The following is a 13,515-nucleotide window of genomic DNA, read 5'->3' as shown; positions in this document are numbered from 1 at the left end:
TTAGACTGAAAGCATTCTTATGGTAGACGGAAGTGAATTCACCTCTGGAGTTGACGCCAGGACCATGTATATGTAAAGGCGTTCCGGTCAGAATTGATCGTTATAACTAATGAGTGGGCAGACATGTTCTGTCAATTTAGGGTGGTACCGCGAATTTACCTCGTCCCTTTTTGGGAGCGAGGTTTTTTTATTTTTAAAATTAGGAGGGTTCCAAATGGAAGCACGTTTAAAAGAGCTAAAGCAAAAAGCGTTAGAGCTTATTGAAGAAGCGAAAGAGCTAAAAGGCTTAAACGACGTACGCGTAGCGTATTTAGGAAAAAAAGGCCCAATTACGGAAGTATTACGCGGCATGGGAAAATTATCAGCAGAAGAGCGTCCACGTATGGGAGCATTAGTAAATGAAGTACGTGAAGCGATTCAAACGCGTCTAGACGACAAAATCAGTAACTTAGAAAAAGCAGTAATTGAAGCGAAATTAGCTACTGAAACAATTGATGTTACATTACCAGGTCGCCCTGTTGAAACAGGTTGTCACCATCCGTTAACAGCTGTTGTTGAGCAAATTGAAGATGTATTCATCGGTATGGGTTATGAAGTAGCTGAAGGAACAGAAGTAGAAAAAGACTACTACAACTTCGAAGCATTAAACTTACCGAAAGATCACCCAGCGCGTGATATGCAAGATACATTCTACATTACAGAAGAAACGTTACTACGTACACATACATCTTCTGTGCAAGCACGTACAATGGAAAACAATAAAGAAAAAGGCCCAATTAAAATTATTTGTCCTGGTAAAGTGTATCGCCGCGATGACGATGATGCGACGCATTCACACCAGTTCATGCAAATTGAAGGTCTTGTAATTGATAAAAACATTCGCATGAGTGACTTAAAAGGTACACTGCAAGTATTCGTGAAAAAGATGTTCGGTGAAGATCGTGAAATCCGTCTTCGTCCAAGTTTCTTCCCATTCACAGAGCCATCTGTAGAGATGGATATTTCTTGTATGATGTGTCACGGCAAAGGTTGTGGCACTTGTAAAGGAACTGGCTGGATCGAAATTTTAGGCGCAGGTATGGTTCACCCGAACGTACTTGAAATGGCTGGTTATGATTCAAAAGAATATCAAGGTTTCGCATTCGGTATGGGCGCAGAGCGTATCGCAATGTTGAAATACGGCGTAGATGACATTCGTCATTTCTATACAAATGATGTACGTTTCTTACAACAATTCAAACGAGCGTAAGGGAAGGAGAGGATAAGTATGTTCGTATCATATCGTTGGTTACAAGAGTATGTAGATATTAAAGATGTAACAGCACAAGAACTAGCAGACAAAATCACGAAAAGTGGTATTGAAGTAGAAGGTGTTGAAGTATTAAATAAAGGTGTAAAAGGTGTTGTAGTTGGTCACGTATTAGAATGTGAAAAACACCCAGAAGCTGATAAGTTAAGCAAATGCTTAATCGATATCGGTGAAGAAGAGCCAGTTCAAATTATTTGTGGAGCTGCTAACATTGCGAAAGGTTTAAAAGTACCAGTTGCAAAAGTTGGGGCTGTACTTCCTGGTAACTTCAAAATTAAAAAAGCAAAACTACGTGGTGAAGCTTCTCACGGTATGGTTTGTGCTCTTCAAGAGCTTGGCATTGATGGGAAATTAGTTTCTAAAGAATACGCAGACGGTATCTTCATCTTCCCAAGTGACGCTGAAGTTGGTGCAGATGCACTTGAAATTTTAAACTTACATGATGAAGTACTTGAGCTTGGTTTAACACCAAACCGTGCAGATTGCTTAAATATGTTAGGTGTTGCATATGAAGTAGCTGCTATTTACGGCCGTGAAGTAAAACTTCCAGCTATCGACTTACAAGAAACAGCAGAAAAAACTTCTGATTACATTTCTGTAAGTGTAGAAGCGAAAGAAGAAAATCCATTATACATTGCAAAAATGGTGAAGAACGTAAAGATTGGTCCATCACCAATGTGGATGCAAACTCGCCTTATGGCAGCTGGCATTCGTCCAATTAGCAATGTAGTTGATATTACTAACTACATTTTAATGGAATACGGTCAACCGTTACATGCATTTGATTACGATAAATTAGGTTCAAAAGAAATCGTTGTTCGTCTTGCAAAAGAAGGCGAAAAAATTGAAACGTTAGATGATCAAGAACGTACGTTACAAGAGCACCACCTTGTAATTACAAACGGAACAAAAGCTTTAGCTGTTGCCGGTGTAATGGGCGGAGCGGATTCTGAAGTTACAAATGAGACAGTAAACGTTCTAATTGAGTCTGCATACTTTGCAGGTCAAACAGTACGCCGTACATCAAAAGACTTAGGTCTTCGTAGTGAATCAAGTGCACGTTTCGAAAAAGGAATCGACCCAACGCGTACGTTTGAAGCAATTCAACACGCAGCTGCTTTAATGGCGAAATACGCTGGCGGAGAAGCACTTGAAGGTGTAGTAGAAGCTGATAACTTACAAGTACAAGAGCGTACAGTATCTGTTACTGCTGAAAAAGTAAACCGTGTATTAGGTACAAATATTTCTGCAAGTGAAATGGGTACAATGTTCACAAACTTAAAATTCCCATTCACAGAAGTAGAAGGAACATTCCATGTGAATGTACCAGCACGTCGCCCTGATATTACAATTTCAGAAGACTTAGTAGAAGAAGTAGGTCGCCTATACGGTTATGACCACATTCCAGTTACATTACCTTCTGGAACGATGACTCGTGGTAAATTAACAGCAGCACAAACGAAACGTCGTAAAGTACGTCGCTTCTTAGAAGGTGCTGGTTTATATGAAGCGATCACATATTCATTAACAAGCGCTGACAAAGCGAAACAATATATGGTTGAGCCAAACGAAAAGGCGCCTGTAAATCTTGCACTTCCAATGAGTGAAGAGCGTAGCCAACTTCGTTTAAGCCTAGTGCCACAATTGTTAGAAGCAGTTTCATACAACGTTGCACGTAAAAACGATAGCGTTGCTTTATACGAAGTAGGCTCTATCTTCTTACCGACAGAAGCAGGAGAACTTCCGAAAGAAGAGCAACATCTTGCAGGTGTTATGACAGGTCTTGCTCTTCACCATGCATGGCAAGGTGAGAAAAAAGTAGTAGACTTCTTCGTTGTGAAAGGTGTACTAGAAGGATTATTTGACGTACTTGGCGTTTCAAACCAAATCACTTATGCACCAGCAAAACGTGAAGGTATGCACCCAGGTCGTACGGCTGACATCGTATTAGATGGCGAAGTAATTGGTTTCATCGGTCAATTGCACCCAGAAGCAGAAAAACAATTAGATGTGAAAAATACATTCGTATTCGAACTATCTCTTGTAAAAGTATTCGGTGCAGACGTAGAAGAAACTTACTACGCAGCAATTCCACGTTTCCCATCTATGACACGTGATATGGCTGTTGTCGTAACGAAAGAAACAAAAGCTGGTGAAATGAAGCAAGTTATTGCTGAAGCTGGTGGAGAACTTCTGAAAGACGTAACACTATTCGACTTATACGAAGGTGAAAAAATGGAAGAAGGCAAGAAATCACTTGCATTCTCTATGACTTACTTCGATGCAGAACGTACGTTAACAGACGAAGAAGTAACTGAAGCACATAACCGTGTATTAACAACGGTAGAAGAGAAATTTGGTGCGGAGTTACGTAAGTAATAAAAAATTGCCGGATTAAGTCCGGCAATTTTTTTTGGCACGATTGTCGATATATGATAAAAATCGCCGATAAATATTAAGGCATCTTGCATCTTTCTCTCGAATGTAGTACATTAATTTTAGTTTAACAAAATGAAAGACGATGATAAGGAAAAGTAGTATATACTATAATCCAAAGCGAATCAGGGACGGTGAGAGCCTGATGAGGCGGTATATGTGAAGAACACCTTGGAGTTGCTAACCGAAATTGAATCTTGTATTCAAGAGTAGGCTTAGACGGGAATCCGGCCTGTTACAAACCGGGAAGTATGTATTACATACGAGTTAAAGTTGGTCTTTATGACAAATTGGGTGGTACCGCGAAGTTTAACCTTTCGTCCCTTTATGGATGAAAGGTTTTTTTGTATTTAAATATATCAGCAAAGGAGAATTTCACTATGGAAAACACATTAGTAAAAAGTCTGTATAGAGATACAGATAAATACGCAGGTCAAACAGTACAAGTATCAGGGTGGATTCGTAACTTACGTGATTCAAAAGCATTTGGTTTCATCGAATTAAACGACGGTAGCTTTTTCAAAAGCGTTCAAATCGTTTTCGATACAGAGTTAGAAAACTTCAAAGAAATTGCAAAACTTCCACTTAGCTCTTCAGTTAAAGTAGAAGGTAAAGTAATTGCAACACCTGGAGCGAAGCAACCATTTGAAATTAAAGCAGAAAAAATTGATATCGAGGGCTTATCAGATTCTGATTACCCACTTCAAAAGAAGCGTCACACGTTTGAATACTTACGTACAATCGCTCACTTACGTCCAAGAACAAACGCATTCTCTGCAACGTTCCGCGTGCGTTCTATCGCAGCATTTGCGATTCACCAATTCTTCCAAGAGCGTGGATTCGTACATGTTCACACACCAATCATTACTGGTAGTGATACAGAAGGTGCAGGCGAAATGTTCCGCGTAACAACGCAAGATTTAAACAACGTACCAAAAGGCGAAGACGGACAAGTTGATGAAGCAAAAGACTTCTTCGGCAAAGAAACAAACTTAACAGTAAGTGGACAGCTGAACGCTGAAGCTTATGCATTAGCATTTCGTGATGTATACACATTCGGACCTACATTCCGTGCAGAAAACTCTAACACAACTCGCCACGCTGCTGAGTTCTGGATGGTTGAGCCTGAGATTGCATTCGCTGAATTAGGTGACGTAATGAACCTTACAGAAGATATGCTGAAATATGCAATGAAATACGTATTAGAGCATGCTCCAGAAGAAATGGAATTCTTCAACAGCTTCGTTGATAAAACAGTTCTAGAGCGCATGAACAACGTAATCAACTCTGACTTCGGTCGTATCACATATACAGAAGCAATTAAAGTGCTTCAAGAGTCAGGTGCTGACTTCAAATACCCAGTAGAATGGGGCATTGACTTACAAACAGAGCACGAAAGATACTTATCAGAAGAAATCTTCAAACGCCCTGTATTCGTAACTGACTATCCGAAAGACATTAAAGCATTCTACATGCGCTTAAATGAAGACGGTAAAACAGTAGCTGCTACTGACCTTCTAGTTCCTGGCATCGGTGAATTAATCGGCGGAAGCCAACGTGAAGAAAGAATGGACGTTTTAGTAGACAGAATTAAAGAACTAGGTATGAACGAAGAGGACTACTGGTGGTACTTAGAACTTAGAAAATACGGCGGTACAAAACACGCTGGATTCGGTCTAGGTTTCGAGCGCTTCCTAATGTATATCACTGGTATGGCTAACATCCGTGACGTAATTCCATTCCCAAGAACTCCAGGTTCTTCTGAATTCTAAAATATAAAAAAGCGAGAGGCTTTCCTCTCGCTTTTTATTTTGCATAGTTTATTACCTCATAGCAAAAAGTAACGCGAAGGGGTGAATATAAATGAGTAAAAAAGTGAAAAAAGATCATTCAAGATCAAGCCTTGGCTCTCCAGAAGTAGAAGGACAAGGAACGACGACACATGAAACGGGTTCTCATAAGGTATCTTCATCAAATAAGAAGCAGAAACGAAGCTAACACAAAAAGGGAGAGTCTTGGCGGCTCTCCCTTTTTGTGTATTATATCTTATTATCATTAATCTCTTTTGTAATGGTATCTACATCTTTGTCTAATCGATCTAAATAGAAAAACCACAGTAAGCTCAAGAACACATAATAGATGGCCATCACACCAAGACTATCAGATATATTTTCGAATGTGGATTTAGTAGTGAAAAAAGCTCCCCAAATGATAGAAATAGTGAGGTAAGAGAGTGGGCCTACGAGGTGTACGAAAACATATAATAACTTTTACAGCGTTCATATGAATTCCCTCCTTATATAAACAATCTTTTTCTTCTAATCATAAACTCAAGTTCCTCACAGAAGTGTTGTAGTTTTACTGGATTATGTATTAACAACCGGGCATCGTGTTTCCCGATAAATCTTCGAATCCGAAAGTTTAATAAGAAAGATCGGCCGTAACGCTCTATTAAATCGTTGAATGCTGGTTGTTCACTTAGTAGCTGAATGTTTTCTCTAATTTCAAACTGTCTTTCGTGTGGATCACCTAGTAAAATATTTAGAATCATTTGTAGAAGTAGCAATGGGAATCACCTCCTGTGTTAGAATAATCTGTATATTTTAATTGTAACAAAAATATAAGGTTAATAGTAGAGTGAAACAAAAAACAGGAGTTTGTAGGCTCCTGTTTTTGTCGATACTATTTTAGTAAGCGAAACGCCTTCTCCGTATTAGCGAAATGCAGTTTCACAAACTCAGGTAATCGTTCTTTACCAAGCTTTTGAATTAATTTAGCAGCTGCGATATCGACTTGTTTACCAGCACCTTTTGGGAGTGGCATACCAGCTTTTTTGCTTAGTTCGTCAAACTGTTTTACGAATGAGTAACGAGCTAAAATAGAAGCAGCGGCCACTGCTAAATGGACGCTTTCACCCTTTGTAGCGAAGTAAACATTTTCACGCTGTACCTGTTTTTGTTTAGCTAAATATTTGTAGTATGTATCAGGTTGTGTGAATTGATCGATTAAGACGCCTTCAGGTTTTGTAGGTGCAATTTTTGCTAATAAGTTTGTAATAGCTTTATTATGTAGTAAAGCTTTTAATTTACCTTGGTTGTTTCCTTTATCAAATAGCTCGTTATATTTTTCGTTATGAAGGACAAGAGAGCTGTAAGGAACAACGTGTAGAAGTTGTTTCGCAATGGCAGAAATTTGATCGTCATTTAAGTTTTTAGAGTCTTTTACACCAAGCTCTTTTAGTAGTGGAATTTGCTTAGCGTCCACATATACAGCAACGACTGTCATCGGTCCGAAGAAATCACCAGTACCAACTTCATCTGACCCTACGATAGACATTGTACCGATGGAAGCGGGCGGTGCATAACGGTGTGAATCGACAGATTTTTTTACAGCTGTTTTCGGTGTTTGAGAGACAGATTGCCAACGAGAAGCTTCTGCTTCAGCTCGGCCTCCTTGGAACATTACTTTTCCTGATTTATAAGCTGTAATCGTGCAAGATGGCACCTTTGCCATGAAGATTCCGCCTTGTGGGGTTTTTGGGCTAAGCGCTTGTTTATATTGTTGTTTCATGTCTTCAATTACTGTAGAACTTGTTTGTATTAAGATAGAATTTGACAAGATGGTCGCTCCTTTTTTTATATTGTTATTTTTATCATATCGGATTGTTCTTTCTGTTTCCATAATATGATGGTTCATGGTATGATAAACTTTAGGATTCTGTACGTGATTGGAGGCCGGTGAGTTGTCACAACAAAAGGGAAAGAAAAGTCGAATTAATGTAGAAATCTATGGTCAACAATATTCAGTTGTTGGCGATGAAAGTACAAGTCATATCCGCATGGTAGCAGCGATTGTGGATGATAAAATGCGCGAACTCAATGCCAAGAATCCTTCGCTTGACACGAGTAGATTAGCGGTATTGACGGCGGTAAACGTCATACACGATTACATAAAATTAAAAGAAGAACATGAGAAATTGAAAGAAAGTATGACAAAAAAAGGAATGGAATAACATGATTGATATTATTATCATTTTACTGCTTGTTATGGGATTTTTCCTCGGCTTACGCAGAGGGTTTATTCTGCAACTTGTAAAGTTAACAAGCTTTATTATCGCATACCTTGTTGCATACTGGTACTGTAAAGATTTAGCGCCAGCACTTGCGAAATTTATTCCGTATCCATTTGATAAAAACGTATCTGTTCCAGAATGGATTGATGCAAATAATATTGAGACAGTATTTTATCAAGCACTTGCGTTTATCATATTGTTTATTATTACAAAAATTGCACTTTCATTACTTGGTAATTTGTTAAATATGTTTGCAGAAATACCGGTTTTAAAGCAAGTCAATGCGTTTGCGGGGGCAATCCTCGGATTTTTAGAAGTGTATATTATTTTGTTTGTTTTAATTATCGTTGGAAACATCCTTCCGATTGAACAACTACAAACACCATTACAAAAATCATCAATTAGCAAAATAATTGTAGACGATACACCGATTCTTTCTGAAAAGGTGAAGGAACTATGGCAGACAGGTAGCAGAGTATAACTTCTCTTTTTTCGGAAAGAGGAGTTTTTTTCTATGAAAGAAAGGCGGGGCAATGATGAAAGTAAATAAAAAACAAGTTATTAAATTATTAGAGACAATCGGCCTGTTTATGGAATTAAAGGGCGCGAATCCATTTAAAATATCTGCATTTCGTAAAGCGGCAGCAGCATTAGAAAGTGATGATCGCAGTCTTTCTGAGATTGAAGATTTCACGAAGATTCCCGGCATTGGAAAAGGAACAGCAGCAGTTATTCAAGAATATATAGAATTGGGAACATCTGAAGTGTTACAAGAGCTTGAACAAGAAGTGCCAAGTAGCTTATTACCGTTATTAAAATTGCCAGGCCTTGGTGGTAAAAAGGTAGCTAAGTTATATAAAGAACTTGGCGTTGTTGATATGGAATCTCTAAAAGCGGTTTGTGAGGAAAATAAAGTACAAGCTTTAGCAGGTTTCGGTAAGAAGACAGAAGAGAAAATATTAGAAGCAATCGATCAAGTAGGATCTCGTCCAGAGCGTTTACCAATCGCGATGGTATTGCCTATTGCCGGGGAAATAGAGGAGAAATTGTCGAATATTGCTGAAGTAATTCGTTTCTCTCGCGCTGGTAGTTTGCGCCGTGTTCGTGAAACGGTGAAAGATTTAGACTTTATTATTGCAACGACAGAACCAGCTGCAGTACGTGAACATTTACTACAGTTTGATAATATGATTGAAGTAATCGCAAGTGGAGATACGAAAGTTTCTGTTCGTCTTCAATATGAATATGATATTTCAATTGATTTCCGTTTAGTAAAACCTGAAGAATTTATTACAACTCTTCACCATTTCACAGGATCAAAAGACCATAACGTAAAAATGCGTCAAATCGCAAAAGATAAAGGCGAGAAAATTAGTGAGTACGGTGTAGAAAACTTAGAAACAGGCGAAGTGAAGACATTTGAAACAGAAGAGGAATTCTTTGCTCATTTCGGTCTTCCATTTATCCCGCCAGAAGTGCGTGAAGATGGAAAAGAAATTGAATTAATTAAAGAGTATCCAAACTTAATTCAGTTCTCTGATATACAAGGTGATTTACATATGCATACAACATGGAGTGACGGTGCCTTTTCAATTGAAGAGATGGTACAGGCGTGCCGTGCTCGTGGATATAAGTTTATGGCAATTACTGATCACTCACAATACTTGAAAGTAGCGAATGGTTTAACGAAAGAGCGCCTTCGTGAACAAGCGAAAGAAATTGAACGCATGAATGAAAAGTATCCAGACATTACAATTTTACGCGGAATTGAAATGGATATTTTACCAGACGCGACACTTGATTTTGATGATGAAGTATTAGCAGAATTAGATTATGTCATTGGAGCGATTCACTCTAGCTTCTCACAAGACCGTGAGACGATTATGAAACGTCTTCGCGCTGCGTTAGAGAATAAGCATGTCACAATGATTGCTCATCCGACAGGACGTCTTCTTGGACGACGCGCAGGCTATGATGTAGATACAGATTTATTAATCGAACTCGCAAAAGAAACAAATACAGTTTTAGAATTAAATGCGAATCCAAATCGTCTAGATTTAAGTGCGAAATTATTAAAACAAGCACAAGATGCTGGTGTAAAAGTAGCGATTAATACGGATGCTCATACGCTTGAAATGCTAGAAGATATGGAAACAGGTGTAGCGGCAGCACGTAAAGGTTGGATTCAAAAAGATAACGTGATTAACACGTGGGATATTGAACGTTTATTAGACTATATTAAACGTAATAAGTAACACAAGGGGGACCTGCAACATGTTAGAAAGAACGTTGCGTGTATTAGAATACAATAAAGTAAAAGAACAATTACTTGAACATACAGCTTCTTCACTTGGTCGTGACAAAGTGAAGCATTTAGTGCCGAGCACTGATTTTGAAGAAATTGTAGAAATGCAAGATACAACGGATGAAGCAGCGAAAGTCATTCGTTTAAAAGGTAGTGCACCATTAGGTGGTATTACGGATATTCGCTCAAATGTGAAGCGTGCAAAGATTGGAAGTATGTTAAGCCCAAATGAACTACTTGATATTGCCAATACGATGTATGGTAGTCGTAATATGAAACGTTTCATTGAAGACATGGTTGATAATGGTGTCGAGCTTCCAATTTTAGAAACGCATGTCGCTCAAATTGTATCTTTATATGATTTAGAAAAGAAAATTATAAATTGCATCGGTGATGGTGGTGAAGTAGTCGATAGCGCAAGTGATAAACTGCGTGGTATTCGTACTCAAATTCGTACTGCGGAAAGCCGTATTCGTGAGAAGTTAGAAAACATGACGCGTTCTTCAAACGCACAAAAGATGCTATCTGACTCGATTGTAACGATTCGTAACGAACGTTACGTAATCCCAGTAAAACAAGAATACCGCGGCGTATATGGCGGTATTGTTCACGATCAATCAGCTTCTGGGCAAACGTTATTTATTGAACCACAAGTCATTGTAGAGTTAAATAACGCGCTTCAAGAAGCACGAGTGAAAGAAAAACAAGAAATCGAACGCATCTTATTGATGTTAACAGAAGAAGTGGCAATAGAAGCGGATATCGTTTTATCTAACGTAGAAGTAGTTGGGAATCTTGACTTCATCTTTGCGAAAGCTTTTTATGCGAAGCGTATTAAAGCAACGAAGCCAATTGTAAATAACGAGCGTTACATGGATTTAAGACAAGCACGCCATCCGCTTATTGATCCAGAAATTATCGTGCCAAATAACATTATGTTAGGTAAAGATTTCACGACAATTGTTATTACAGGACCGAATACAGGTGGTAAAACAGTTACGCTGAAAACAGTTGGTATTTGTGTATTAATGGCGCAATCTGGTCTTCATATTCCAGTAATGGATGAATCAGAGATTTGTGTATTTAAAAATATCTTTGCTGATATCGGTGATGAACAATCGATTGAACAAAGTTTAAGTACGTTCTCCTCACATATGGTGAACATTGTTGATATTTTAGAAAAAGCTGATTTCGAAAGCTTAGTTTTATTCGATGAATTAGGTGCTGGAACAGACCCACAAGAAGGTGCTGCACTTGCAATTTCAATTTTAGATGAAGTATGTAATCGCGGTGCTCGCGTTGTTGCTACGACGCATTACCCAGAATTAAAAGCATACGGATATAACCGTGAACAAGTTATTAATGCGAGCGTTGAGTTCGACGTGAACACGTTAAGCCCAACGTATAAATTATTAATCGGTGTACCAGGACGTAGTAATGCCTTCGAAATTTCGAAACGCCTTGGGCTATCTGATCGCGTGATTGATCAAGCTCGTAATCACATTAGTACAGATACAAACAAAATTGAAAATATGATTGCGAAGTTAGAAGAAAGTCAAAAGAACGCAGAGCGTGACTGGAACGAAGCAGAAGCACTTCGCAAGCAATCTGAAAAACTTCATCGCGATTTACAACGTCAAATCATTGAATTTAACGAAGATCGTGATGAACGATTATTAAAAGCGCAAAAAGAAGGGGAAGAAAAAGTCGAAGCTGCAAAGAAAGAAGCAGAAGGCATTATTCAAGAACTTCGTCAATTGCGTAAAGCACAACTTGCAAACGTGAAAGATCACGAGCTAATTGAAGCGAAGAGCCGTCTAGAAGGCGCAGCGCCAGAGCTTGTGAAGAAACAAAAAGTAAACGTGAAAAACACTGCGCCAAAACAACAGTTACGCGCAGGTGATGAAGTAAAAGTATTAACATTCGGTCAAAAAGGTCAACTACTTGAAAAAGTAAGTGATACAGAGTGGAGCGTACAAATCGGTATTCTGAAGATGAAAGTAAAAGAGTCTAACATGGAATACATTAACACGCCGAAGCAAACAGAGAAAAAAGCAGTTGCAACAGTAAAAGGTAGGGACTATCACGTTTCATTAGAACTTGACCTTCGTGGTGAACGATTTGAAAATGCAATGGCGCGCGTCGAGAAATACTTAGACGATGCTCAGCTTGCAAGCTATCCTCGCGTATCAATCATTCACGGTAAAGGAACAGGAGCACTTCGCCAAGGTGTTCAAGATTACTTGAAGAAGCATCGCGGTGTGAAAACCTTCCGTTACGGTGACATGGGCGAGGGAGGCCTAGGCGTAACAGTTGTCGAATTAAAATAGAAAACAACGAAACAAAGGGGAAACCATTATATGTTTATGGACAAACTTGCAAAAGTATTGTTAGCTTGTTGCGGAATATTTTTGGTGATTGGGGTTATTTATTTAGTTGTTTTTGCAAAGTAAACGAGCGTCAATCGTGGCATAATGATATTGCCATAGATTGACGCTTTTAATATATATGAAAAGGAATAAAATATGAAAATCAACCAATACATAAGTGAAGCAAAATCCTGCTCAAGACGTGAAACAGACCGCACCATTAAAGCAGGGCGCGTCTGTATTAACGGTGAAATGTGTACGCACGGTGCACTTGTGAGCGATGGTGATGTTGTAACGATTGATGGACAGGTTATTGCAAAAGAAGAGAAAGAAAAGGTGTATATTGCCTTTCATAAACCAGTTGGCATTACTTGTACAGCAGCCGATCATATTGAAGACAATATTATTGATTATATCAATTACCCAGAGCGTATCTTTCCTGTTGGAAGATTAGATAAAGCGTCAGAAGGACTTATATTATTAACGAATGACGGCGCCATTGCGAATCAAATTTTACATGGAGATCATGAGCACGAGAAAGAATATATCGTTACGGTCGATAAGCCGTTTACAGATTGGTTTATTAATGAAATGTCCAGCGGTGTAAAGATTAAAGATGGAATGACGAAGCCATGTAAAGTGACGAGAGTGGATCAGTCTACATTTCGCATCGTTTTAACGCAAGGAATGAACAGACAAATTCGTAGGATGAGCCGTGCTTTCGGGTTCACTGTAAAAAAGTTAAAGCGAGTTCGTATTATGAATATAGAGCTAAATGGACTGGAATCTGGAAAGTGGCGGGATATTACAGCTGAAGAATTAGAAATATTAATAGGACAGTTATAGGGAGGAAAAATTTTCTCCCTATATTTTTTTGTCAGAAAAAATAAAACTATTGATTTTTTAAAAAATAGCCCATATAATAAAAAACAACAAGTTTCGACAAGATATTTTATAAAAGTAATGATGAGGACATGAGTTGTTTTTTACGATTCTCAGAGAGGGAAGCCTAGGCTGTGAGCTT

General features: G+C 38.5%; 11 protein-coding genes, 1 pseudogene and 3 other annotated features (2 of these 15 only partly in view). Of the genes and pseudogenes, 9 read left to right on the top strand and 3 right to left on the bottom strand.

Translation table 11 applies throughout. The annotated features are described in order from the left end of the window. Positions 1–171, top strand: a binding site (T-box leader); it begins 58 nt to the left of the window's first position. 43 nt (positions 172–214) lie between these two features. From pheS to ACUXEY_RS07055, 4 genes are all read left to right on the top strand, one after another. Beyond that, a complete protein-coding gene (gene pheS, locus ACUXEY_RS07070) occupies positions 215–1,249 on the top strand; it encodes a phenylalanine--tRNA ligase subunit alpha (RefSeq protein ID WP_000388219.1) in 1,035 nt (344 codons plus the stop codon). 18 nt (positions 1,250–1,267) lie between these two features. After that, entirely contained in the window at positions 1,268–3,688 is a 2,421-nt protein-coding gene (gene pheT / locus ACUXEY_RS07065) for a phenylalanine--tRNA ligase subunit beta (RefSeq protein ID WP_461300367.1), read from the top strand. Between the two features lie 133 nt (positions 3,689–3,821). Continuing rightward, positions 3,822–4,073: a binding site (T-box leader), on the top strand. Between the two features lie 52 nt (positions 4,074–4,125). Then, complete coding sequence (gene asnS / locus ACUXEY_RS07060) at positions 4,126–5,517, top strand: asparagine--tRNA ligase (RefSeq protein WP_429600530.1); 1,392 nt, start codon at positions 4,126–4,128, stop codon at positions 5,515–5,517. Positions 5,518–5,608: 91 nt separating this feature from the next. Continuing rightward, on the top strand, positions 5,609–5,743 hold the full coding sequence (locus ACUXEY_RS07055) for a YuzL family protein (RefSeq protein ID WP_000039594.1): 135 nt from the start codon (positions 5,609–5,611) through the stop codon (positions 5,741–5,743). A gap of 41 nt (positions 5,744–5,784) precedes the next feature. Here the strand turns inward: ACUXEY_RS07055 and ACUXEY_RS07050 are convergent. From ACUXEY_RS07050 to rnhC, 3 genes and pseudogenes are all read right to left on the bottom strand, one after another. Then, positions 5,785–6,015: pseudogene (locus tag ACUXEY_RS07050) on the bottom strand (hypothetical protein); the annotation flags it as partial. Positions 6,016–6,041: 26 nt separating this feature from the next. Continuing rightward, positions 6,042–6,311, bottom strand: a complete 270-nt coding sequence (locus ACUXEY_RS07045; protein ID WP_166702968.1) for a hypothetical protein — start codon at positions 6,309–6,311, stop codon at positions 6,042–6,044. Positions 6,312–6,427: 116 nt separating this feature from the next. Continuing rightward, positions 6,428–7,363 carry a ribonuclease HIII gene (gene rnhC, locus ACUXEY_RS07040; RefSeq protein ID WP_461300366.1) on the bottom strand — a complete coding sequence of 312 codons (936 nt, stop codon included), beginning with the start codon at positions 7,361–7,363 and terminating at the stop codon, positions 6,428–6,430. A 124-nt stretch (positions 7,364–7,487) separates the two neighbouring features. Between rnhC and zapA the strand changes: the two genes are divergently transcribed. The 5 genes from zapA to ACUXEY_RS07015 all read left to right on the top strand — a co-directional run bounded on the left by zapA (position 7,488) and on the right by ACUXEY_RS07015 (position 13,337). Next, a complete protein-coding gene (gene zapA, locus ACUXEY_RS07035) occupies positions 7,488–7,757 on the top strand; it encodes a cell division protein ZapA (protein WP_000082701.1) in 270 nt (89 codons plus the stop codon). Between the two features lies 1 nt (position 7,758). Further along, positions 7,759–8,298 carry a CvpA family protein gene (locus tag ACUXEY_RS07030; RefSeq protein ID WP_087985367.1) on the top strand — a complete coding sequence of 180 codons (540 nt, stop codon included), beginning with the start codon at positions 7,759–7,761 and terminating at the stop codon, positions 8,296–8,298. A 55-nt stretch (positions 8,299–8,353) separates the two neighbouring features. After that, positions 8,354–10,072 (top strand): DNA polymerase/3'-5' exonuclease PolX, encoded by a 1,719-nt coding sequence (polX, locus tag ACUXEY_RS07025; protein ID WP_461300365.1) that lies wholly within the window; start codon positions 8,354–8,356, stop codon positions 10,070–10,072. Positions 10,073–10,091: 19 nt separating this feature from the next. Beyond that, on the top strand, positions 10,092–12,452 hold the full coding sequence (locus ACUXEY_RS07020) for an endonuclease MutS2 (RefSeq protein WP_461300364.1): 2,361 nt from the start codon (positions 10,092–10,094) through the stop codon (positions 12,450–12,452). 195 nt (positions 12,453–12,647) lie between these two features. Then, the gene (locus ACUXEY_RS07015) at positions 12,648–13,337 is read left to right on the top strand and encodes a 23S rRNA pseudouridine(2604) synthase RluF (protein ID WP_461300363.1); all 690 of its coding nucleotides are present in this window, start codon (positions 12,648–12,650) and stop codon (positions 13,335–13,337) included. A gap of 108 nt (positions 13,338–13,445) precedes the next feature. Further along, positions 13,446–13,515: a binding site (T-box leader), on the top strand (it continues 181 nt past the right edge of the window).

Source organism: Bacillus sp. F9_6S_D1_P_5 (assembly GCF_054823925.1).
This window is presented reverse-complemented; position numbering and strand designations above follow the sequence as displayed.